Origin of the sequence: Streptococcus oralis, from assembly GCF_003943385.1 — a bacterium.
Lineage (GTDB): Bacteria > Bacillota > Bacilli > Lactobacillales > Streptococcaceae > Streptococcus > Streptococcus oralis_CA.
In genome coordinates, this window is the sequence record NZ_RJPI01000013.1 from 14501 (window position 1) to 36284 (window position 21784).

The 21784-nt window shown below is 42.0% G+C and carries 25 protein-coding genes and 1 pseudogene; 25 read left to right on the top strand and 1 reads right to left on the bottom strand.

Translation table 11 applies throughout. The annotated features are described in order from the left end of the window. Positions 1–27 precede the first annotated feature (27 nt). From comGA to gap, 20 genes are all read left to right on the top strand, one after another. Entirely contained in the window at positions 28–996 is a 969-nt protein-coding gene (gene comGA, locus D8803_RS08755; protein ID WP_131200861.1) for a competence type IV pilus ATPase ComGA, read from the top strand. Continuing rightward, positions 917–1933, top strand: coding sequence for a competence type IV pilus assembly protein ComGB (gene comGB / locus D8803_RS08760; protein ID WP_131200870.1), 1017 nt, complete (start codon positions 917–919; stop codon positions 1931–1933). Before comGA ends, comGB begins: the two co-directional genes overlap by 80 nt. Before the next feature lies 1 nt (position 1934). Next, on the top strand, positions 1935–2258 hold the full coding sequence (gene comGC / locus D8803_RS08765) for a competence type IV pilus major pilin ComGC (RefSeq protein WP_131200862.1): 324 nt from the start codon (positions 1935–1937) through the stop codon (positions 2256–2258). Further along, a complete protein-coding gene (comGD, locus tag D8803_RS08770; RefSeq protein WP_061419437.1) occupies positions 2221–2655 on the top strand; it encodes a competence type IV pilus minor pilin ComGD in 435 nt (144 codons plus the stop codon). Before comGC ends, comGD begins: the two co-directional genes overlap by 38 nt. Continuing rightward, positions 2618–2920 carry a competence type IV pilus minor pilin ComGE gene (gene comGE, locus D8803_RS08775; RefSeq protein WP_081102485.1) on the top strand — a complete coding sequence of 101 codons (303 nt, stop codon included), beginning with the start codon at positions 2618–2620 and terminating at the stop codon, positions 2918–2920. Before comGD ends, comGE begins: the two co-directional genes overlap by 38 nt. Then, positions 2883–3344, top strand: a complete 462-nt coding sequence (gene comGF / locus D8803_RS08780; protein WP_061419443.1) for a competence type IV pilus minor pilin ComGF — start codon at positions 2883–2885, stop codon at positions 3342–3344. Before comGE ends, comGF begins: the two co-directional genes overlap by 38 nt. Continuing rightward, complete coding sequence (gene comGG / locus D8803_RS08785) at positions 3322–3735, top strand: competence type IV pilus minor pilin ComGG (RefSeq protein ID WP_061419447.1); 414 nt, start codon at positions 3322–3324, stop codon at positions 3733–3735. The genes comGF and comGG overlap by 23 nt, the downstream gene beginning before the upstream one ends. Before the next feature lie 32 nt (positions 3736–3767). Then, on the top strand, positions 3768–4358 hold the full coding sequence (locus D8803_RS08790) for a class I SAM-dependent methyltransferase (RefSeq protein WP_061419451.1): 591 nt from the start codon (positions 3768–3770) through the stop codon (positions 4356–4358). 57 nt (positions 4359–4415) lie between these two features. Further along, positions 4416–5369 (top strand): class I SAM-dependent methyltransferase, encoded by a 954-nt coding sequence (locus D8803_RS08795; protein WP_131200864.1) that lies wholly within the window; start codon positions 4416–4418, stop codon positions 5367–5369. Positions 5370–5418: 49 nt separating this feature from the next. After that, positions 5419–6609 carry an acetate kinase gene (locus D8803_RS08800; RefSeq protein WP_061419457.1) on the top strand — a complete coding sequence of 397 codons (1191 nt, stop codon included), beginning with the start codon at positions 5419–5421 and terminating at the stop codon, positions 6607–6609. Between the two features lie 159 nt (positions 6610–6768). After that, the gene (rnpA, locus tag D8803_RS08805; protein ID WP_061419459.1) at positions 6769–7140 is read left to right on the top strand and encodes a ribonuclease P protein component; all 372 of its coding nucleotides are present in this window, start codon (positions 6769–6771) and stop codon (positions 7138–7140) included. After that, on the top strand, positions 7115–7927 hold the full coding sequence (locus tag D8803_RS08810) for a YidC/Oxa1 family membrane protein insertase (protein ID WP_081102486.1): 813 nt from the start codon (positions 7115–7117) through the stop codon (positions 7925–7927). Before rnpA ends, D8803_RS08810 begins: the two co-directional genes overlap by 26 nt. A gap of 17 nt (positions 7928–7944) precedes the next feature. Next, positions 7945–8934 (top strand): RNA-binding cell elongation regulator Jag/EloR, encoded by a 990-nt coding sequence (gene jag / locus D8803_RS08815; protein WP_061419462.1) that lies wholly within the window; start codon positions 7945–7947, stop codon positions 8932–8934. 50 nt (positions 8935–8984) lie between these two features. Next, positions 8985–9608 carry a hypothetical protein gene (locus D8803_RS08820; RefSeq protein WP_061419465.1) on the top strand — a complete coding sequence of 208 codons (624 nt, stop codon included), beginning with the start codon at positions 8985–8987 and terminating at the stop codon, positions 9606–9608. Positions 9609–9726: 118 nt separating this feature from the next. Beyond that, the gene (gene tkt / locus D8803_RS08825; protein ID WP_084882447.1) at positions 9727–11703 is read left to right on the top strand and encodes a transketolase; all 1977 of its coding nucleotides are present in this window, start codon (positions 9727–9729) and stop codon (positions 11701–11703) included. 119 nt (positions 11704–11822) lie between these two features. After that, complete coding sequence (yajC, locus tag D8803_RS08830; RefSeq protein WP_084972885.1) at positions 11823–12143, top strand: preprotein translocase subunit YajC; 321 nt, start codon at positions 11823–11825, stop codon at positions 12141–12143. 47 nt (positions 12144–12190) lie between these two features. Next, positions 12191–12634, top strand: coding sequence for a low molecular weight protein-tyrosine-phosphatase (locus D8803_RS08835; RefSeq protein WP_131200865.1), 444 nt, complete (start codon positions 12191–12193; stop codon positions 12632–12634). Continuing rightward, entirely contained in the window at positions 12621–13034 is a 414-nt protein-coding gene (locus D8803_RS08840) for an MORN repeat-containing protein (RefSeq protein WP_131200866.1), read from the top strand. Before D8803_RS08835 ends, D8803_RS08840 begins: the two co-directional genes overlap by 14 nt. A gap of 296 nt (positions 13035–13330) precedes the next feature. Next, complete coding sequence (gene adhE / locus D8803_RS08845) at positions 13331–15982, top strand: bifunctional acetaldehyde-CoA/alcohol dehydrogenase (RefSeq protein WP_131200867.1); 2652 nt, start codon at positions 13331–13333, stop codon at positions 15980–15982. A gap of 285 nt (positions 15983–16267) precedes the next feature. Beyond that, positions 16268–17278 (top strand): type I glyceraldehyde-3-phosphate dehydrogenase, encoded by a 1011-nt coding sequence (gene gap, locus D8803_RS08850; protein WP_038804036.1) that lies wholly within the window; start codon positions 16268–16270, stop codon positions 17276–17278. Between the two features lie 69 nt (positions 17279–17347). Here gap and D8803_RS08855 read toward each other — a convergent pair whose 3' ends face one another. Beyond that, entirely contained in the window at positions 17348–18223 is an 876-nt protein-coding gene (locus tag D8803_RS08855) for an RluA family pseudouridine synthase (RefSeq protein ID WP_131200868.1), read from the bottom strand. 86 nt (positions 18224–18309) lie between these two features. Here D8803_RS08855 and pbp2a point away from each other — a divergent pair, with 86 nt between their 5' ends. The 5 genes and pseudogenes from pbp2a to D8803_RS08880 all read left to right on the top strand — a co-directional run. Next, positions 18310–20505, top strand: a complete 2196-nt coding sequence (pbp2a, locus tag D8803_RS08860; RefSeq protein ID WP_131200869.1) for a penicillin-binding protein PBP2A — start codon at positions 18310–18312, stop codon at positions 20503–20505. Positions 20506–20557: 52 nt separating this feature from the next. Beyond that, positions 20558–20710, top strand: a complete 153-nt coding sequence (rpmG, locus tag D8803_RS08865) for a 50S ribosomal protein L33 (protein WP_001809375.1) — start codon at positions 20558–20560, stop codon at positions 20708–20710. Between the two features lie 9 nt (positions 20711–20719). Further along, positions 20720–20896, top strand: coding sequence for a preprotein translocase subunit SecE (gene secE / locus D8803_RS08870; RefSeq protein WP_000505776.1), 177 nt, complete (start codon positions 20720–20722; stop codon positions 20894–20896). 52 nt (positions 20897–20948) lie between these two features. After that, complete coding sequence (gene nusG / locus D8803_RS08875; protein ID WP_000376732.1) at positions 20949–21485, top strand: transcription termination/antitermination protein NusG; 537 nt, start codon at positions 20949–20951, stop codon at positions 21483–21485. Between the two features lie 119 nt (positions 21486–21604). Next, positions 21605–21784: pseudogene (locus D8803_RS08880) on the top strand (sigma-70 family RNA polymerase sigma factor); the annotation flags it as partial.

Consider the following 21784-nt stretch of genomic DNA (forward strand, 5'->3'; position numbering starts at 1 on the left):
TCGAATAGTATAGGTGAGGAGGTAAGTATGGTTCAAGAAATCGCACAAGAGATCATTCGTTCGGCTAGGAGAAAAGGTGCACAAGACATCTATTTTGTTCCTAAATTAGATGCGTATGAACTCCATATGAGAGTGGGAGACGAAAGATGTAAAATTGGTTGTTATGATTTTGAAAAATTTGCTGCTGTGATTAGTCATTTCAAGTTTGTGGCTGGGATGAATGTAGGAGAAAAGCGTCGCAGTCAGCTGGGTTCTTGTGATTATCAGTATGACGAGAAGGTTTCTTCTCTGCGTTTGTCCACCGTGGGAGATTATCGGGGGCATGAGAGTTTGGTCATTCGTTTGTTACACGATGAGGAGCAGGATCTGCATTTCTGGTTTCAGGATATTGGAGAACTGGGCAAGCAGTACAGGCAACGGGGCCTCTACCTTTTTGCAGGCCCAGTCGGAAGTGGCAAGACGACGCTGATGCACGAATTAGCCAAGTCTCTGTTTAAGGGGCAGCAAGTCATGTCCATCGAAGATCCTGTCGAGATCAAGCAGGAAGACATGCTCCAATTGCAGTTGAATGAGGCGATCGGACTGACCTATGAAAATCTAATCAAACTTTCCTTGCGTCATCGACCAGATCTCTTGATTATCGGAGAAATTCGGGATAGCGAAACGGCGCGTGCAGTGGTCAGAGCCAGTTTGACAGGGGCGACAGTCTTTTCAACCATTCATGCCAAGAGTATCCGAGGTGTTTATGAACGCCTGCTGGAGTTGGGTGTGACTGAGGAGGAATTAGCGGTCGTTTTGCAAGGCGTCTGTTACCAAAGATTAATCGGGGGAGGAGGGATCGTTGACTTTGCAAACAAAGACTATCAAGAACACCAGCCAACTAGGTGGAATGAGCAGATTGATCAGCTTCTTAAAGATGGACATATCACAAGTCTTCAGGCTGAAACGGAAAAAATTAGCTACAGCCAAGCAGAAGAAAATCATCACCCTGTTTAACAACCTTTTTTCCAGTGGCTTTCATTTGGTGGAAATTATTTCTTTCTTGGGGAGAAGTGCCTTGCTGGAAAAGGACTATGTGGCCCAGATGCACCAAGGCTTGTCCCAGGGGAAATCCTTTTCAGAGATGATGGACAGCTTGGGTTTTTCAAGTGCTATTGTGACCCAATTATCCCTAGCTGAAGTTCACGGGAATCTTCACCTGAGTTTGGGAAAGATAGAAGAGTATCTAGACAATCTGGCCAAGGTCAAGAAAAAGTTAATCGAAGTGGCGACCTATCCTTTGATTTTGCTGGGATTTCTCCTGCTAATCATGATGGGGTTGAGAAACTATTTGCTCCCCCAACTGGACAGTAGCAATATCGCCACCAAAATCATCGGCAATCTGCCACAAATATTTCTGGGACTAGTGTTGGTTTGCTCTCTATCTTTACTTTTAGCCCTCACTTTTTACAAAAGAAGTTCCAAGATGCGGGTATTCTCGATGTTAGCACGGATTCCCTTTCTTGGAATCTTTGTCCAGACCTATCTGACGGCCTATTACGCGCGTGAATGGGGCAATATGATTTCACAGGGGATGGAGCTGACGCAGATTTTTCAGATCATGCGGGAACAAGGTTCCCAGCTCTTTAAAGAAATCGGTCAAGATTTGGCTCACGCCCTGCAAAATGGTCAAGAATTTTCTCAGACTATAGCGACTTATCCATTCTTTAAGAAGGAGTTGAGTCTGATCATCGAGTACGGGGAAGTCAAGTCCAAGCTGGGGAGTGAGTTGGAAATCTATGCAGAAAAGACTTGGGAAGCCTTTTTTACCCGAGTCAACCGCACCATGAATTTGGTGCAGCCACTGGTCTTTATCTTTGTGGCCCTGATTATCGTTTTACTTTATGCGGCAATGCTTATGCCCATGTATCAAAATATGGAGGTAAATTTTTAAAATGAAAAAAATCATGACAAATTTAAAAAAAGCCAAGGCGCAAGCTTTCACTTTGGTAGAAATGTTAGTGGTCTTGCTCATCATCAGTGTTCTTCTCTTGCTCTTTGTGCCCAACTTGACCAAGCAAAAGGATGCCGTTGATGACAAAGGAAAAGCTGCTGTTGTCAAGGTGGTGGAAAGTCAGGCAGAACTTTATAGTCTGGACAAGAATGAAGATGCTAGTCTTAGAAAACTACAAGCGGACGGTCGTATCACAGCTGAGCAAGCCAAAGCTTATAAAGACTACCATGCAAAACAAAAAACAAGTCAAACGGTTGCAGATTAAGGCCTTTACTATGTTTGAAAGTCTCTTGGTTTTGGGACTTGTGAGTATCCTTGCCTTGGGCTTGTCCAGCTCAGTTCAGTCCAGTTTTGCAGCGGTGGAGGAGCAGATTTTCTTTATGGAGTTTGAAGAACTCTATCGGGAAACGCAAAAACGCAGTGTTGCTAGTCAGCAAAAGACCAGCTTGAATTTAGATGAACAGACGATCAGCAATGACAGTCAAAAATTAACCGTTCCTAAAGGAATTCAGGGACCATCAGGGCAAACGATTCATTTTGACCGAGCTGGGGGCAATTCCTCTCTAGCTAAGGTTGAATTTCAGACTAGCAAAGGAGCGATTCGCTATCAATTATATCTAGGAAATGGAAAAATTAAACGCATTAAGGAAACAAAAAATTAGGGCAGTGATTTTACTGGAAGCGGTAGTTGCTCTAGCCGTTTTTGCCAGCATTGCGACCCTCCTCTTGGGACAAATTCAGAAAAATAGACAAGAAGAGGCAGAAGTCTTACAAAAAGAGGAAGTCTTACGTGTGGCTAAGATGGCTCTGCAAACAGGTCAAAATCAGGTAAAGGTAAATGGAGTGGAGATCCAGGTGTATTTTAATGAAAAAGGATTGGAGGTCTACCATGGTTCAGAGAAGTTGCTCGACCTTAAAGAGCAGTAAGGTAAGAGCGTTCACTCTTTTAGAATCTCTGATTGCCCTTATCGTCATTAGCGGAGGCTTGCTCCTCTTTCAAGCTATGAGTCAGCTCCTCATTTCAGAAGTTCGTTACCAGCAGCAAAGCGAGCAAAAGGAGTGGCTCTTGTTTGTGGATCAACTGGAGGCGGAGTTAGAGCGTTCGCAGTTTGAAAAGGTGGAAGGCAATCGCATCTACATGAAACAGGATGGTAAGGATATCTCGATAGGCAAGTCTAAATTAGATGATTTTCGGAAGACCGATAGCAGCGGCCGGGGCTATCAGCCTATGGTTTATGGACTTAAATCCGCTCAGATTACAGAGGCAAATCACTTGGTTAGCTTTCATTTCCAGTTTCAAAAAGGCTTAGAAAGAGAGTTTATCTATCGTGTTGAAAAATCAAAAAGTTAAGGCAGGTGTTCTCCTATATGCAGTCACCATGGCAGCTATCTTTAGTCTTTTGTTGCAGTTTTATTTGAATCGGCAAGTCGCCCATCACAAAGACTTTGCCCTAAACAAAGAAAAGTTGGTAGCTTTTGCCATGGCCAAGCGAAGTAAGGATAAGGCTGAGCAAGAAAGTGGAGAACGAGCCTTCAACTTAGGAAAAGTCAGGTATCAAAATACGAAAACAGGTTTTGAAACAAGTGTTCGTATGAATAAGGGAGACTATGAATTTCTCTTTCCTCCGATGAAAACCCAAGAAAAGAAAACAGCTAAAAAGGAAGAGGTAGCGACTGATTCAAGCAATCAAGCAGAGAAGAAAAAATCAGAAGAGAAGCCTGAAAAGAAAGATAATTCCTAGTCAATTCAACTACTTTGTGTTAAACTAAAAGCATGAAACATGATTTTAATCACAAAGCAGAAACCTTTGATTCGCCCAAAAACATCTTTCTTGCAAACTTGGTTTGTCAAGCAGTTGAAAAACAGATTGCTCTTCTATCAGACAAGGAAATACTGGATTTCGGTGGTGGGACAGGCCTATTAGCCTTGCCTCTAGCCAAGCAGGCCAGGTCGGTTACCCTTGTAGGCATTTCGGAGAAAATGCTGGAGCAAGCCCGTTTGAAAGCAAATCAGCAAGACATCAAGAATATCCAGTTTTTGGAGCAAGATTTACTGGCAAATCCCTTGGAGCAACAATTTGACCTGATTGTAGTCAGTCGAGTTCTTCATCATATGCCTGATCTAGATGCGACTCTTGCCATGTTCTACCATCACCTTAGGGAGAATGGACAGGTCCTCATTGCTGATTTTGTCAAGACAGATACCAACCACCACGGCTTTGAGCTGACTGAACTGGAAAACAAGCTCGCCCAGTTTGGTTTTTCGAGCATTGGCAGTCAGATTCTTTATAGTGCTGAAGGTCTTTTCCTAGGAAACTACGCAGAGCTCTTTTTAACTGTAGCCCAAAAATCACTCGCTGACTAAAGCAGTGATTTTTTTCTTCAGATGGAAAAAATAGGGGAAATTTGATAAAATAGGAACATGGATTTTGAAAAAATTGAACAAGCTTATACGTATTTATTAGAGAATGTCCAAGTCATCCAAAGTGATTTGGTGACCAACTTTTATGATGCCTTGGTAGAGCAAAACAGCATCTACCTGGATGGCGAGACTGAGCTAGAACAGGTCAAAGAGAACAATCAAGCCCTTAAACGCTTAGCGCTTCGCAAGGAAGAGTGGCTCAAGACCTACCAGTTTCTCTTGATGAAGGCAGGCCAAACTGAGCCTTTGCAGGCCAATCACCAGTTTACGCCGGATGCCATTGCCCTCCTCTTGGTACTTATTGTGGAAGAGTTGCTTCATAAAGAGGAAATTAGCATCCTCGAAATAGGTTCTGGCATGGGGATTCTGGGCGCTACCTTCTTGACTTCTCTTGCTAAAAAAGTGGATTATTTGGGAATTGAAGTGGATGACTTGCTGATTGATTTGGCGGCTAGTATGGCAGATGTGATTGGTTTGCAGGCTGGTTTTGTCCAAGGAGACGCCGTTCGTCCGCAAATGCTTAAAGAAAGCGACGTGGTCATCAGCGACTTGCCTGTTGGTTATTACCCAGATGATGCTATTGCGTCACGCTATCAAGTGGCTTCTAGTCAAGAACATACCTATGCCCATCATTTGCTGATGGAGCAAGGTCTCAAGTACCTCAAGTCAGATGGATATGCTATTTTTCTAGCTCCGAGCGACTTGTTGACCAGTCCTCAAAGTGATTTGTTAAAAGGTTGGATCAAAGACGAAGTCGGTCTGACGGCTATCATCGCCTTACCAGAGGATATTTTCTCAACTGCAAGCCAAGCTAAAAGTATTTTTGTCTTACAGAAGAAAAGAGACAAGGAAATAGAACCATTTGTCTATCCTTTGACCAGTCTGCAAGATCCAGCTGCATTAATGAAATTCAAAGAAAATTTTCAAAAATGGAGCAAAGGTACTGAAAATTAAGCAAGAATTTGTTATAATGGATGAAAACGCTTAAAAGAGGTATCATGTTATGACTAAAACAATTGCAATCAATGCAGGAAGCTCAAGTTTGAAATGGCAACTCTATCAAATGCCAGAAGAAGTAGTATTGGCGAAAGGCTTGATTGAACGCATCGGTTTGAAGGACTCTATTTCAACTGTAAAATTTGACGGACGTTCTGAACAACAAATTCTTGATATTGACGACCACACACAAGCAGTTAAAATCTTGTTGGATGATTTGATTCGTTTTGACATTATCAAAGGTTATGATGAAATTACTGGTGTCGGACACCGCGTCGTTGCTGGTGGTGAATATTTCAAAGAGTCAACCTTGGTAGAGGGAGATGTTTTGGAAAAGGTTGAAGAGTTGGGACTTTTGGCTCCTCTTCACAATCCAGCCAACGCGGCAGGAATTCGTGCCTTCAAGGAATTGCTTCCAGATATTACCAGCGTTGTTGTTTTTGATACATCATTCCATACAACCATGCCAGAGAAAGCATATCGCTACCCTCTTCCAAACAAATACTATACTGAAAATAAAGTTCGTAAGTATGGTGCCCATGGGACAAGTCATCAGTTTGTGGCGGGAGAAGCAGCTAAAATTTTAGGTCGACCACTAGAAGAGTTGAAATTGATTACTTGTCATATTGGAAATGGTGGTTCTATTACAGCTGTCAAAGGCGGTCAGTCTGTTGATACATCTATGGGCTTCACTCCACTTGGTGGTATCATGATGGGGACTCGTACAGGTGATATTGATCCAGCTATCATCCCCTATTTAATGCAACATACAGATGACTTTAATACACCAGAGGATATCAGTCGAATTCTCAATCGTGAGTCAGGACTTTTGGGTGTTTCTGAGAGATCAAGCGATATGCGTGATATTCACGAAGCTATGCGTACAGGTGACGAGAAAGCGCAGCTGGCAAATGAGATTTTTGTGGATCGTATCCAAAAATACATTGGTCAGTATTTGGCAGTTTTGAACGGTGCAGATGCCATTATCTTTACAGCTGGAATTGGAGAAAATTCTGTAACGATTCGTCAGATGGTTATTGAAGGCATTTCTTGGTTTGGCTGTGATGTGGATCCTGAAAAGAATGTCTTTGGCGCTACAGGAGATATTTCAACTGATGCGGCTAAAGTTCGTGTCTTGGTTATCCCAACTGATGAAGAATTGGTCATCGCTCGTGACGTTGAACGCTTGAAAAAGTAAGATGAACTGAATAAAATTACAAGGTAAGATACAATAAAAAGGAGTTGGGAGATAAATTTTCCCAACTTTTTGTTGTTAAAACAGTCTAAAACCTTGTCATTATTGGCTTTTTTGAAATTTATGGTATAATAGTAGTAATTTAATAGATGGAGTTGAGTTTTGAAGAAAAGCTTTCGTGTAAAAAAAGAGAAAGATTTTAAGGCTATTTTCACGGATGGAACAAGTTTTGCCAATCGAAAATTTGTTGTCTACCAATTGGAGAATCAGAAAAGTCATTTTCGAGTAGGGCTGTCCGTCAGTAAGAAATTAGGGAATGCAGTCACTAGAAATCAAATTAAAAGACGGATTCGACACATTTTGCTAAGTGTAAGGGAGCAGTTAGCTGATAACGTTGATTTTGTCGTAATTGCTCGAAAAGGGGTTGAAGGCTTGGATTATGCAGAAATGGAGAAAAATCTACTCCACGTATTAAAGTTATCAAAGATTTACCGGGAAGGAATTAGGAGTGAAAAAGAAACTACAGTTGATTAGTTTGCTGGGCTTGTCCTTATTTATCATGACAGCCTGTGGGACGAGCGATGTTGCAGCAGATTCTACAGATATATGGAGTAAATTTGTCTATTTTTTTGCTGAAATCATCCGCTTCTTGTCCTTTGACATTAGTATCGGAGTGGGGATTATCCTCTTTACGATCCTGATTCGTACGATTCTATTACCAGTCTTTCAGACTCAGATGGTGGCCTCTAGAAAAATGCAAGAGGCTCAACCACGGATCAAGGCTCTGCAAGAACAATATCCAGGTCGTGATATGGAAAGTAGAACCAAGCTGGATCAGGAGATGCGGAAGGTCTATAAAGAATTAGGGGTCAAACACTCCTCTTCTCTCTGGCCGATTTTGATTCAAATGCCGGTTCTCTTGGCTCTCTTCCAAGCCTTGACTCGAGTAGACTTTTTGAAAACAGGGCATTTTTTGTGGGTGAACCTTGGGGGAGTAGACACAAGCTTTATCCTTCCGATTTTAGCGGCAGTCTTTACCTTCTTAAGTAGTTGGTTATCGAATAAGGCTTTACCTGAAAGAAGTGGAGCTATGACAGGGATGATGTACGGGATGCCTGTACTGATCTTTATCTTTGCCATCTCTTCACCTAGTGGTGTAGCCTTGTACTGGGCAGTATCCAATGCTTATCAAGTTTTGCAAACCTACTTCTTAAATAATCCTTTTAAGATTATTGCAGCGCGTGAGGCGGAAGTACAAGCTAAAAAAGATTTGGAAAATAGAAAAAGAAAAGCCAAGAAAAAGGCTCAGAAAACGAAATAATAAGGAGGAATCTGATAATGGTATTATTTACAGGTTCAACTGTTGAAGAAGCAATCCAGAAAGGATTGAAAGAGTTAGGTATTCCGAGAATGAAGACTCACATCAAGGTCGTGTCCAAAGAGAAGAAAGGTTTTTTAGGCTTATTTGGGAAAAAACCAGCTCAAGTTGATATTGAGGCGATTAGTGAGACGACTGTGATTAAGGCCAATCAACAAGCTGTAAAAGGTGTTCCGAAAGAAATCAATGAACAAAATGAACCTGTTAAGACAGTAACAGAGGCTACAGTTGATCTTGGTCATGTTGTTGAGGCGATTAAAAAAATAGAAGAGGAAGGTCAGGGTGTTTCTGATGAAATCAAGGCTGAAATCTTGAAAAATGAGAAACATGCTAGCACGATCTTAGAAGAAACAGGTCACATCGCGATTTTAAATGAATTGCAGACCGGAGATACTGGAGTGGAAGACCCAGCAAAGTGTGAAGAATTTGTATCTATGTCAGAATCGGTAGAAAGCCAGTCTTTGGAAGATCTAGGTTTGAAAGTGGAGCCGAGTTATGACATCGAACAAGTAGCAACTCAAGTGGCTAACTATGTTCAAACCATTGTGGACGATATGGATGTTGAAGGGACGATTTCAAGCGACTACAATCGTCGCACTATCAATCTTCAAATTGATACCAATGAACCTGGTCGTATTATCGGCTATCACGGGAAAGTATTGAAAGCACTTCAGCTTTTGGCGCAAAACTACCTCTACAATCGTTATTCAAGAACTTTTTATATCACAATCAATGTCAATGATTACGTTGAACACCGTGCAGAAGTGTTGCAAACCTATGCACAAAAATTGGCGACTCGCGTTTTAGAAGAAGGACGTAGCCAACAAACTGATCCAATGTCAAATAGCGAACGCAAGATTATCCATCGCATTATTTCACGCATGGATGGCGTGACGAGTTATTCTGAAGGTGACGAGCCAAATCGCTATGTTGTCGTAGATACGGAATAAACAAAATCAGGCTTGTCCTGATTTTTTGTTAGAAAAGGGAGAAGAAACAGATGATGGAAGCAATCAAGAACTATCTATCTTATGCAGGTATCCAATATCGTCATCCAGATAAAGCTGGCGATGAAAGAGAAAAGATGTTGACCTTGCGGCAAAAAGGTCAAGAGGCTCGAAAGTCTTTTACAGAATTGGCCAAAACCTTTCAAGCTAGTCATCCAGAATGGCAACTGCAACAGACTAGTCAGTGGATGAACCAAGCGCAACGCTTGCGACCGCATTTCTGGGCCTATCTACAGAGAGACGGACAAGTGACAGAACCTATGATGGCTCTTCGTTTGTATGGAACACCTGCTAATTATGGGATTTCTTTGGAAGTCAGTTTCATCGAACGTAAGAAAGACGAACAGACTTTAGACAAGCAATCCAAAATTTTAGAGATTCCAGTAGTTGAAGGAATGTATTATTTAGCTTACACCGATGGTCAAAGTTATAGAATAGAGGGCACAGAAAAAAATCGTCGTACCTTACGAGAGAAAGTGCAAAATCAGGAAATTCGTAAAGTTTTGGTCAAGGCAGATGTCTCCTTCATTGAAAATCAGTCAGTAGAAGCAATATTGGAGAAGCTAGAAGACGCTTATACTCTCCTACTTCCTTACTATGAGGTGACGAGAGGATAGACAAATCAAATGTACTAGAGGAGCTCAAGTTGTTTTATTGCTATTCTATGCATTTTTTCATATAATAGAAAAATAGGATGTGTGATTCATTAATCACCTCAAAGAGAAAGGAAATTCTATGTCAAATCTATCTGTTAATGCAATTCGTTTTCTAGGTATTGACGCCATCAACAAAGCAAACTCAGGTCACCCAGGGGTGGTTATGGGGGCTGCTCCAATGGCCTATAGCCTCTTTACAAAACAACTTCGTATCAATCCAGCTCAACCAAACTGGATCAACCGTGATCGCTTTATTCTTTCAGCAGGACATGGTTCAATGCTTCTTTATGCTCTTCTTCACCTTTCTGGTTTTGAAGATGTCAGTATGGATGAAGTCAAGAACTTCCGCCAATGGGGTTCAAAAACACCAGGTCACCCAGAATTTGGGCATACAGCAGGGGTTGACGCTACAACTGGTCCTCTAGGACAAGGGATTTCTACTGCTACTGGTTTTGCCCAAGCAGAACGTTTCCTTGCGGCGAAGTATAACCGAGAAGGCTTCAATATCTTTGACCACTATACTTATGTGATCTGTGGAGACGGAGACTTGATGGAAGGTGTTTCAAGTGAGGCGGCTTCATACGCAGGTTTGCAAAAACTTGACAAGTTGGTGGTTCTTTATGATTCAAATGACATCAACTTGGATGGTGAGACAAAGGATTCCTTTACAGAAAGTGTTCGTGACCGTTACAACGCCTACGGTTGGCATACAGCCTTGGTTGAAGATGGAACAGACTTGGAAGCAATCCATGCTGCTATCGAAGCAGCCAAAGCTTCAGGAAAACCATCTTTGATTGAAGTGAAGACTGTTATTGGATACGGTTCTCCAAACAAACAAGGAACTAATGCGGTGCACGGTGCTCCTCTTGGAGCAGATGAAACTGCGGCTACTCGCCAAGCTCTTGGTTGGGACTATGAACCATTTGAAATCCCAGAGCAAGTTTATGCTGATTTCAAAGAAAATGTTGCAGATCGTGGCGCATCAGCTTATCAAGCTTGGACAAAATTAGTTGCTGACTATAAAGAAGCGCATCCAGAATTGGCTGCAGAAGTAGAAGCCATCATAGACGGACGTGATCCAGTCGAAGTGACTCCAGCAGACTTCCCAGCCTTAGAAAATGGCTTCTCTCAAGCAACTCGTAATTCAAGTCAAGATGCCTTGAACGTTGTAGCTGCTAAGTTGCCAACCTTCCTAGGCGGTTCAGCTGACCTTGCTCACTCAAACATGACTTATATCAAAACGGACGGACTTCAAGACGACGCTAATCGCTTGAACCGCAACATTCAGTTTGGTGTTCGTGAATTTGCAATGGGAACGATCTTGAACGGGATGGCCCTTCACGGTGGACTTCGTGTATACGGTGGTACTTTCTTCGTCTTCTCTGACTATGTGAAGGCGGCTGTCCGCTTGTCAGCCTTACAAGGACTTCCTGTGACTTATGTCTTTACCCACGATTCGATCGCAGTTGGTGAAGATGGTCCAACTCACGAACCAGTTGAACACTTAGCCGGTCTTCGTGCTATGCCAAATCTGAATGTTTTCCGCCCAGCAGATGCGCGTGAAACTCAAGCGGCTTGGTACCTTGCCGTGACAAGCGAAAAAACACCAACTGCCCTTGTCTTGACACGTCAAAACTTGACTGTTGAAGAAGGGACAGACTTTGATAAAGTTGCAAAAGGTGCCTATGTTGTCTATGAAAATGCAGCTGACTTTGACACCATCTTGATTGCAACAGGTTCAGAGGTCAATCTCGCTGTCGCAGCTGCCAAAGAATTGGCTAGTCAAGGCGCAAAAGTCCGTGTAGTCAGCATGCCATCTACAGATGTCTTTGACGCACAAGACGCAGCTTATAAGGAAGAAATCCTTCCAAATGCAGTTCGCCGTCGTGTTGCAGTCGAAATGGGTGCAACTCAAAACTGGTACAAATATGTCGGTTTAGATGGTGCAGTTCTCGGTATTGATACCTTTGGAGCATCTGCCCCAGCACCAAAAGTATTGGCAGAATATGGCTTTACTGTCGAAAATCTTGTAAAAGTCGTTCAAAACTTGAAATAATCGCAGAAAAATCAGAGTGAAAACTCTGATTTTTTTATTGCTATAAAACAAGGCACAACCTTGTAAAAGTAGCTGAAATTTGATATAGTAGTCCTATGTAAAATACAAAGGAGAAAACAATGGATCCAAATATTACTTTCTTAATCATGCTTGTAGGGATGATGGCCTTGATGTTCTTTATGCAACGTTCTCAAAAGAAACAAGCACAAAAGCGTATGGAAAGCTTGAACAAGCTTCAAAAAGGCTATGAAGTCATTACAATCGGCGGACTTTACGGAACAGTTGATGAAGTAGATACTGAGAAGAAAACAATCGTACTGGATGTAGATGGCGTTTATTTGACTTTCGAATTGACTGCAATCAAGACAGTGTTGCCACTCAAAGAGGCTGTGACACCAGAAGGAGCAGTTATCGACGAAAGCGGAGCAATTGAAGAATAAAACGGGATCTATCACTCCCGTTTTTCTATGAGATGAGAGGAAAAGGGATGAAAAAAATAGTATTTGTTTGCCTAGGAAATATTTGCCGCAGCCCCATGGCAGAGTTTGTGATGAAATCCATGACGAGTGATTACCAAGTTGAGAGTCGAGCAACATCATCATGGGAACATGGCAATCCGATTCATAAGGGAACGCAAGGGATTTTCCAGCGGTATCAGATTCCTTATGACAAAGACAAAACATCGCTTCAGATTGGCAGAGAAGACTTTGAGTCGTTTGATTACATTATCGGTATGGATGCCTCAAACGTTTCAGATCTGCGTCAAATGTGTCCCCAGGAACTACAGCACAAAATCTACTCTTTTGCATCTGAAAGTGTTCCAGATCCTTGGTATACAGGAGATTTTGAGGAAACCTATGCGCGTATCACAAATGGATGCCAAAGCTGGCTAGATCGTTTAGAAAATGAGAGTGAAGATGGAAAATCTTAAGAATTTTTACAAAAAGTATCGTGTCTATCTGACTCGCCCACGCATAGAGATTGCAACAGTCCTTCTAATCGCTATCTGTGCCATCTCGGTTTTTCTACTAAACACACCAAAAAAGGGCGTCCTGACACTTGATGGTGGTGCGCTTGTTTATGATGGTACCTTGGTACGAGGGAAAATGAATGGTCAAGGAACCCTGACCTTTGAAAATGGAGACCAATATACAGGTGATTTCAATAATGGAGCCTTTAATGGAAAAGGGACTTTCCAATCAAAAGATGGCTGGAAATATGAAGGTGATTTTGTAAATGGCCAGGCTGAAGGTCAAGGGAAGTTGACTACCGAGCAGGAAGTTGTCTATGAAGGCAGCTTTAAACAAGGCGTCTTTCAACAAAAACAATAGTCTCCAGATTAGGGGGCTATTCTCAAAAGCAAAAAAGAAAGCGCTTTCTAGAGGTGGAGTCAATGTCTGATTATCAACGAGAAAAAACTTTGTGAAACAAAAAAATATTTTTCATAATTTCACAATCATCCATACAAAACTCTATTACGCAGGTGTATTGAGAAAAAGTTCACAATCTCATAAAATTTCTTTGTGAAATGCTTATGAAACGGTTTACAAAGTCTTGAAAAAGAGTTATAATAAAATTGTGAAAAAATTAACAAAGGATTAAATCCTTGAAGGCTATGGAGGACAATATGGCTGATAAAAAAACGTTAACACCTGAGGAAAAACAACTCGCTGCTGAAAAGCATGTCGACGGGTTAGTGAAAAAAGCCTTGGTTGCGCTTGATGAAATGCGCAAGTTGAATCAAGAGCAAGTTGACTACATCGTAGCGAAAGCTTCAGTTGCAGCTCTTGATGCGCACGGAATTCTTGCTCAACATGCAGTTGAAGAAACTGGTCGTGGTGTATTTGAAGACAAGGCTACAAAAAACCTTTTTGCCTGTGAGCACGTTGTGAATAATATGCGTGGTGTTAAAACTGTTGGAGTTATCGAAGATGATCCAGTTACAGGCTTGACTAAAATTGCAGAACCTGTCGGTGTAGTGTGTGGTGTCACTCCAACAACGAACCCAACATCAACAGCTATTTTCAAGTCACTCATTGCTTTGAAAACACGTAATCCAATCGTGTTTGCTTTCCACCCATCAGCTCAAGAATCTTCTGCTCACGCAGCACAAATCGTTCGTGATGCAGCTATCGCAGCTGGAGCACCTGAAAACTGTGTTCAATGGATTACAGAACCATCTATGGAAGCAACTGGAGCGCTTATGAACCACGAAGGTGTTGCAACTATCCTTGCAACTGGTGGTAATGCTATGGTTAAGGCAGCTTACTCATGTGGGAAACCAGCTCTTGGGGTAGGTGCCGGAAACGTTCCTGCTTATGTAGAAAAATCTGCTGACCTCCGCCAAGCTGCTCATGATATCGTCATGTCTAAATCATTTGATAATGGTATGGTCTGTGCATCGGAGCAAGCGGTTATCATTGATAAAGAAGTGTATGATGAATTTGTAGAAGAATTCAAATCATACCACACTTACTTTGTAAACAAAAAAGAAAAAGCCCTTCTTGAAGAATTCTGTTTCGGTGTGAAAGCCAACAGCAAGAACTGTGCAGGCGCTAAACTAAATGCAAACATCGTTGGTAAACCAGCAGCATGGATTGCAGAACAAGCAGGATTCAGCGTTCCAGAAGGAACAAACATCTTGGCTGCAGAATGTGCAGAAGTAGGACCAAAAGAACCATTGACTCGTGAAAAATTGTCACCAGTTATCGCTGTCCTAAAAGCTGAAGATACAGAAGACGGTCTTACAAAAGCTCGTCAAATGGTTGAGTTTAACGGACTTGGTCACTCAGCAGCCATCCATACAAAAGACGAAGCTCTTGCTAAACGCTTTGGTACAGAAATCAAAGCTATGCGTATTATCTGGAACTCTCCATCTACTTTCGGTGGTATCGGTGACGTATACAATGCCTTCATTCCATCATTGACACTTGGATGTGGTTCATATGGACACAACTCAGTCGGTGATAACGTAAGTGCGATCAACCTTCTAAACATCAAGAAAGTAGGGAAACGTAGAAATAATATGCAATGGTTTAAAGTTCCTTCAAAAATTTACTTCGAACGCAATTCTATCCAATACCTTCAAACATGTGAAGATATTGAACGCGTTATGATTGTTACAGACAAATCTATCGAAAAACTTGGCTTTGTTCAACGTGTTATTGATCAATTGAACGCACGTAGCAATCGTGTAACTATCCAAGTATTCTCAGATGTTGAACCAGATCCAGACATCACAACTGTAGAACGTGGTGCTGAAGTGATGAAAGCATTTGAACCAGATACAATCATCGCTCTTGGTGGTGGTTCTCCAATGGACGCGGCCAAAGTAATGTGGCTCTTCTACGAACAACCAGAAATCGACTTCCGTGACTTGGTTCAAAAATTCATGGATATCCGTAAACGTGCCTTCCGCTTCCCATCACTTGGTAAGAAAGCGAAGTACATCGGTATCCCAACAACTTCAGGTACAGGTTCAGAAGTAACACCATTTGCCGTTATCTCTGATAAGAAAAACAACCGCAAATACCCATTGGCTGACTACTCATTGACACCAACGATTGCGATTGTTGACCCTGCTTTGGTTGAATCAGTTCCAGACTTCATCGCAGCTGACACAGGTATGGACGTCTTGACTCACGCGACTGAAGCCTACACTTCAAACTTTGCCAACGACTACACAGACGGTATTGCGCTTCAAACAATCAAACTTGTCTTTGAATGGTTGGAAAAATCAGTTAAGACAGCTGATCCAGAAGCTCGTGAGAAAATGCATAATGCGTCTACAATGGCTGGTATGGCCTTCGCCAATGCCTTCCTTGGTATGAGCCACTCAATGGCCCACAAGATTGGTGGTGTTCACCATACTGTTCACGGACGTACAAACGCAATCTTGCTTCCATACGTTATCCGTTACAACGGTACTCGCCCATCTAAGACAACTACATGGCCTAAGTACAACTACTGGAAAGCTGATGAGAAATTCCAAGACATCGCGAAAATGCTTGGATTGCCTCACTCAACTCCAGAAGAAGCAGTTGAAGCTTATGCCAAAGCTGTTTACGACCTTGGTGTTGCAGTAGGTATCAAGATGAACTTCAAAGACCAAGGAATCGATGAAAAAGCTTGGAAAGACAGCTTGCATGAAATTGCCTTGCTTGCTTATGAAGACCAATGTTCACCTGCTAACCCACGCTTGCCAATGGTAGCTGACATGGAAGAAATTATGGCAGATGCTTACTATGGCTATGCAGAACGTCCAGGACGCCGTAAATAATCGTTTATCAGCCTAGAGGCAGGAGAAATCCTGTCTCTTTTCATAGTCCTATTTCTGAAGTTAGAGTTGAACTATGAGAAGAGAAGATTATGTGGATAGGATAGAAGGTTCTAGAAATAAAAGCTTAGGTGAATGAAGGAAATTGAAAAGTAGAAAAACAACGCCCGTACTTGCAATTCTACTTAAATAGTTATATAATAATGATGTTGAAAGGTGATTTGTAGTGATTCAAGTTACTCTTTTCACAATAAAATTTTCAGGATTTTCATAAGGAGGAAATCACTAATGGTAGTTAAAGTTGGTATTAACGGTTTCGGACGTATCGGTCGTCTTGCTTTCCGCCGTATCCAAAACGTAGAAGGTGTTGAAGTTACTCGCATCAACGACCTTACAGATCCAGTTATGCTTGCACACTTGTTGAAATACGACACAACTCAAGGTCGTTTCGACGGTACTGTAGAAGTTAGAGAAGGCGGATTTGAAGTTAACGGTAAATTCGTTAAAGTTTCTGCTGAACGTGATCCAGAACAAATCGACTGGGCTAACGACGGTGTAGAAATCGTTCTTGAAGCAACTGGTTTCTTTGCTAAGAAAGCAGCAGCTGAAAAACACTTGCACGCTGGCGGAGCTAAAAAAGTTGTTATCACTGCTCCTGGTGGAAACGATGTTAAAACAGTTGTATTCAACACTAACCACGACGTTCTTGACGGTACTGAAACAGTTATCTCAGGTGCTTCATGTACTACAAACTGCTTGGCTCCAATGGCTAAAGCACTTCAAGACAACTTCGGTGTTGTTGAAGGATTGATGACTACTATCCACGCTTACACTGGTGACCAAATGATCCTTGACGGACCACACCGTGGTGGTGACCTTCGCCGTGCTCGCGCTGGTGCTGCAAACATCGTTCCTAACTCAACTGGTGCTGCTAAAGCTATCGGTCTTGTAATCCCAGAATTGAACGGTAAACTTGACGGGTCTGCACAACGCGTTCCAACTCCAACTGGATCAGTTACTGAATTGGTAGCTGTTCTTGAAAAGAACGTTACTGTTGATGAAGTGAACGCAGCTATGAAAGCAGCTTCAAACGAATCATACGGTTACACAGAAGATCCAATCGTATCTTCAGATATCGTAGGTATGTCTTACGGTTCATTGTTTGACGCAACTCAAACTAAAGTTCTTGATGTTGACGGTAAACAATTGGTTAAAGTTGTATCATGGTACGACAATGAAATGTCATACACTGCACAACTTGTACGTACTCTTGAATATTTTGCAAAAATCGCTAAATAATTCCTGAGTCGATAAGAAAGCAAGGCCTTTTGGTCTTGCTTTTTCTATATATAAAAATGGATGATAGTGTCATCCATTTTGTTTTAATTCTGTTTCAAAAGTATCCGAGAGGGCAGTGAAACTCAATTTTTCTAAGGTGAGTGGATGGGTAAAGGATAGTCGGAAGGCATGAAGCATCAGCCGGCTTGCTTTTGATCTAGAGTTATAGAGAGGATCGCCCAGAATAGGGTGTTTATGGTGAGAGAGGTGAACACGGATTTGATGCGTTCGACCGGTCTTTAGTTTGCAACGGACAAGGGTAGTCTGATTTGGAAATTGCTTTAGTCGGCTTACCTGAGTTTCGGCATGTTGCCCACTTTTGGGATCTACCACTCGTTTTCTGCGATCGTGTCGATCACGACCAATTTTATCTCGAAAGACAAGTTCTTTACTCTCTACTCGTCCTTCTATAAGTGCCCAGTACTCACGAGCGATTTCCTTTTTTTCCAACAAACGATTGAGAATGGGTAGGATAAAAGGATTTTTAGCAAAAAGCACTAAACCGCTTGTTTCCATGTCCAGGCGATGAACGACATAGCAGGTTTGACCAACGTAGGCAGAGACATGGTTGAGAAGGGCAATTTCACCAGATTGATTTCCGTGAGTTTTCATGCCTTCGGGCTTGTTGACGATAATGAGATGTTGGTCTTGGTAAATCTCTTGAACGAGGTCTGGATTGCCCCAAAGGATTTCTTTTGGGGGATAATCTTCCTCGTCAAAAGTCAACTGGCAAATATCCCTTGGTTGGACAATCTCGTTCCAGTGAACTTCTTTGTGGTTAATTAAGATGTTCTTCTTTGTTCTCAAAAAATGGCGGATTTTTCTAGGGATGAGGAGCTGTTCCTCTAGAAATTGTTTGACCGTCATTTGAGGCAAGGATTCAGGTAATGTAAATGTGAATTGCATACAGATATTGTAACAAAAAAAGCCCTATTTGGATAGGGAGTAGCTAAATTCTTGAGTTCCTATGGTGAAGATGATAAAATAAACGCATGAAATTAGATAAATTATTTGAGAAGTTCCTTTCTCTCTTTAAAAAAGAAACGAGTGAATCGGCGGAGCCTGATTCGACTAGCATGCGTCGTTCACGGAGCGATAGAAAAAAATTGTCCCAAGTAGGCCCGATTCGGAAATTTTGGCGTCGTTATCATCTGACAAAGATCGTCATCATTTTAGGGTTAAGTGCTGGTTTGCTAGTAGGAACCTACCTATTTGCAATAGCCAAGTCTACCAATGTCAATGATTTGCAAAATGCCCTGAAAACGCGAACTCTGATTTTTGACCGCGAAGAAAAAGAGGCAGGAGCCCTGTCAGGTCAAAAGGGAACCTATGTTGAGCTGACAGATATCAGCAAAGACTTGCAGAATGCTGTCGTCGCGACAGAGGATCGTTCCTTCTATAAAAATGATGGGATTAACTACGGTCGTTTCTTTCTAGCCATCCTTACAGCAGGCCGTTCTGGAGGGGGGTCCACTATCACCCAACAGTTGGCGAAAAATGCCTATCTGTCTCAGGACCAAACCGTTGAACGGAAGGCCAAGGAGTTTTTCCTAGCCTTAGAATTGACAAAGAAATACAGCAAGGAGCAAATCCTTACTATGTACCTCAATAACGCCTACTTTGGAAATGGGGTCTGGGGCGTAGAGGATGCGAGTAAGAAATATTTCGGCGTATCGGCTGCGGAATTAACCCTTAATCAGGCGGCGACTCTAGCAGGGATGCTCAAGGGACCAGAATTGTATAATCCTTTGAATTCCATTGAGGATTCGACTAACCGCAGGGATACGGTTCTACAAAATATGGTTGCGGCAGGCTATATTGATAAAAATCAAGAAACTGAAGCAGCTGGAGTAGATATGACTTCTCAACTGCAAGATAAGTATGAAGGTAAGATTTCTGATTATCGTTACCCATCCTATTTTGACGCAGTTGTCAACGAAGCAGTATCCAAGTACAATCTCACAGAAGAAGAGATTGTCAACAACGGTTATCGAATCTATACAGAACTTGACCAAAACTATCAAGCAAACATGCAGGTTATTTACGAAAACGCTTCGCTATTTCCAACGGCAGAAGACGGAACGCATGCCGAATCAGGTAGTGTCGCTCTAGAACCCAAGACTGGTGGAGTGCGTGGAGTTGTTGGTCGTGTAGCTGGTGATGACAAACCAGGCTTTCGCAATTTCAACTATGCCACTCAGTCTAAGCGTAGCCCAGGCTCAACCATTAAACCTTTAGTTGTTTATACACCCGCAGTAGAAGCAGGATGGTCCTTGAACAAGCAACTGGATAATCATACGATGCAGTACAACAGTTATCAAGTAGACAACTATGCAGGAATCAAGACATCACGCGAAGTACCAATGTATCAGGCCTTGGCGGAATCGCTCAACCTACCAGCAGTTGCGACTGTAAATGCATTAGGTATTGACAAAGCTTTTGACGCTGGGGAGAGATTTGGCCTAAATATGGAAAAAGTTGACCGAGTTCTTGGAGTTGCTCTTGGTGGAGGTGTGGAGACGAATCCTCTCCAGATGGCGCAAGCCTATGCAGCCTTTGCCAATGAAGGTCTGATGCCTGAAGCCCATTTCATTACTCGTATCGAAAATGCCAGTGGGCAAGTCATCAAGAGTCATGCAAACTCTCAAAAACGCGTGCTAGATAAGTCAGTAGCTGATAAAATGACCAGTATGATGTTGGGTACTTTTACAAATGGTACAGGAATCAGTTCGTCGCCAGCAGATTATGTCATGGCTGGTAAAACAGGTACGACTGAAGCTGTTTTCAATCCGGAATATACCAGTGACCAGTGGGTGATCGGCTATACTCCAGATGTTGTAATCAGCCACTGGCTCGGCTTCCCAACAACAGATGAGAATCATTATCTAGCAGGTTCTACCTCAAATGGAGCTGCCCATGTCTTTAGAAGTATGGCCAACACTATTTTGCCTTACACTCCAGGTAGTACCTTTACGGTTGAGAATGCCTATAAGCAGAATGGCATTGCGCCAGAAAACACGAAAAAGCAGGTCGTTGAAAATGAGACGAGTCAGTCCAAGGATCCGCTAGAAGATATTCGTAGTCGTGCTCAAAATCTTGTAGACGAAGCGGGACGTGCGATTTCGGATGCAAAGATAAAAGAAAAAGCCCAGACAATCTGGGACTCTTTCGTCAATCTCTTTCGTTAAGAGGCTTGTCAAAGCCTAGGTTTCTTGTTATAATAGATAAGATGGAGGCGTTATGGCACTAAAAAAAGCAAGCCTAGCTTGTGCAGTTTGCGGTTCAAGAAATTATTCAATCAAAATTAGCGGGAACCCCAAGCCAACACGACTAGAAGTAAATAAATTTTGTAAACATTGTGGAAAATATACGACACATAGAGAGACGAGATAGGAGAGAACGATGGGTTTTATTAAGGATATTTTTAAACTTCTTAAAGAAACAACTTGGCCAACTCGCAAAGAAAGCTGGAGAGATTTTCGCTCTATTATGGAATACACAGCCTTCTTTGTGGTCATCATTTACATTTTTGACCAGTTGATTGTTTCAGGTTTGATTCGATTTATTAACATTTTTTAGAAGAAAAGCGGAGAACTTCTGCTAGCTTTCTTCTATTATGAAAGGAAATATCATGGATAGTTTTGACAAAGGATGGTTTGTTCTACAAACTTATTCTGGTTATGAAAATAAGGTAAAAGAAAATCTATTGCAACGTGCACAAACGTATAACATGTTGGATAATATTCTACGTGTTGAGATTCCAACACAAACCGTGCAAGTTGAGAAAAATGGAAAGAAAAAGGAAGTTGAAGAGAATCGCTTTCCAGGTTATGTCCTTGTAGAAATGGTCATGACAGATGAAGCATGGTTCGTCGTTCGAAACACACCTAACGTAACAGGATTCGTCGGTTCACACGGTAACAGATCAAAACCAACTCCGCTATTGGAACAAGAAATCCGTGATATTCTGGTTTCAATGGGACAAACCGTTCAAGAGTTTGATATTGACGTTGAAGTCGGCCAGACAGTCCGCATCATTGATGGCGCTTTTGCAGACTATACAGGTAAAATTACTGAAATTGATAACAACAAAGTGAAGATGATTATCTCTATGTTTGGTAATGACACGATTGCAGAAGTGAATCTCAACCAAATTGCAGAATTATAACCCAGAGAGGCAGGGCCTCTCTTTTTGTATGCAGTTGAGGTAGCGAGAAGTACAGAATAGAGAAAGTAGACTCAGGGGCTCGCGCATTTTGTTAAACTAAATGCAGAAAGGAGAGGTCTATGAATCTGAAAGAACTATACGAAGAAAGCAAGGGGATTGTCCATAAGTGCCGCAAAGAATACCATTTACATCTGTGGGAGAAAGAGGACTGGGACCAGGAGGGGATGCTGTGCCTGTATGAGCTGGTCAGTCACCATCCAGAGTTACTAGTTGGTGAACGTCGCCGATTATATGTGTGC

Bases quoted from the DNA above. Each gene is read 5' to 3' on its own strand.
- tkt (WP_084882447.1), top strand. From the start codon at position 9,727: ATGTCAAATCTATCTGTTAATGCAATTCGTTTTCTAGGTATTGACGCC.
- D8803_RS08800 (WP_061419457.1), top strand. From the start codon at position 5,419: ATGACTAAAACAATTGCAATCAATGCAGGAAGCTCAAGTTTGAAATGG.
- yajC (WP_084972885.1), top strand. From the start codon at position 11,823: ATGGATCCAAATATTACTTTCTTAATCATGCTTGTAGGGATGATGGCC.
- D8803_RS08790 (WP_061419451.1), top strand. From the start codon at position 3,768: ATGAAACATGATTTTAATCACAAAGCAGAAACCTTTGATTCGCCCAAA.
- adhE (WP_131200867.1), top strand. From the start codon at position 13,331: ATGGCTGATAAAAAAACGTTAACACCTGAGGAAAAACAACTCGCTGCT.
- comGE (WP_081102485.1), top strand. From the start codon at position 2,618: ATGGAAAAATTAAACGCATTAAGGAAACAAAAAATTAGGGCAGTGATT.
- D8803_RS08840 (WP_131200866.1), top strand. From the start codon at position 12,621: ATGGAAAATCTTAAGAATTTTTACAAAAAGTATCGTGTCTATCTGACT.
- secE (WP_000505776.1), top strand. From the start codon at position 20,720: ATGGGTTTTATTAAGGATATTTTTAAACTTCTTAAAGAAACAACTTGG.
- nusG (WP_000376732.1), top strand. From the start codon at position 20,949: ATGGATAGTTTTGACAAAGGATGGTTTGTTCTACAAACTTATTCTGGT.
- D8803_RS08795 (WP_131200864.1), top strand. From the start codon at position 4,416: ATGGATTTTGAAAAAATTGAACAAGCTTATACGTATTTATTAGAGAAT.
- pbp2a (WP_131200869.1), top strand. From the start codon at position 18,310: ATGAAATTAGATAAATTATTTGAGAAGTTCCTTTCTCTCTTTAAAAAA.
- D8803_RS08835 (WP_131200865.1), top strand. From the start codon at position 12,191: ATGAAAAAAATAGTATTTGTTTGCCTAGGAAATATTTGCCGCAGCCCC.
- comGA (WP_131200861.1), top strand. From the start codon at position 28: ATGGTTCAAGAAATCGCACAAGAGATCATTCGTTCGGCTAGGAGAAAA.
- comGB (WP_131200870.1), top strand. From the start codon at position 917: ATGGACATATCACAAGTCTTCAGGCTGAAACGGAAAAAATTAGCTACA.
- comGD (WP_061419437.1), top strand. From the start codon at position 2,221: ATGCAAAACAAAAAACAAGTCAAACGGTTGCAGATTAAGGCCTTTACT.
- comGF (WP_061419443.1), top strand. From the start codon at position 2,883: ATGGTTCAGAGAAGTTGCTCGACCTTAAAGAGCAGTAAGGTAAGAGCG.
- rpmG (WP_001809375.1), top strand. From the start codon at position 20,558: ATGGCACTAAAAAAAGCAAGCCTAGCTTGTGCAGTTTGCGGTTCAAGA.
- gap (WP_038804036.1), top strand. From the start codon at position 16,268: ATGGTAGTTAAAGTTGGTATTAACGGTTTCGGACGTATCGGTCGTCTT.
- jag (WP_061419462.1), top strand. From the start codon at position 7,945: ATGGTATTATTTACAGGTTCAACTGTTGAAGAAGCAATCCAGAAAGGA.
- comGC (WP_131200862.1), top strand. From the start codon at position 1,935: ATGAAAAAAATCATGACAAATTTAAAAAAAGCCAAGGCGCAAGCTTTC.
- D8803_RS08855 (WP_131200868.1), bottom strand. From the start codon at position 18,223: ATGCAATTCACATTTACATTACCTGAATCCTTGCCTCAAATGACGGTC.
- D8803_RS08820 (WP_061419465.1), top strand. From the start codon at position 8,985: ATGATGGAAGCAATCAAGAACTATCTATCTTATGCAGGTATCCAATAT.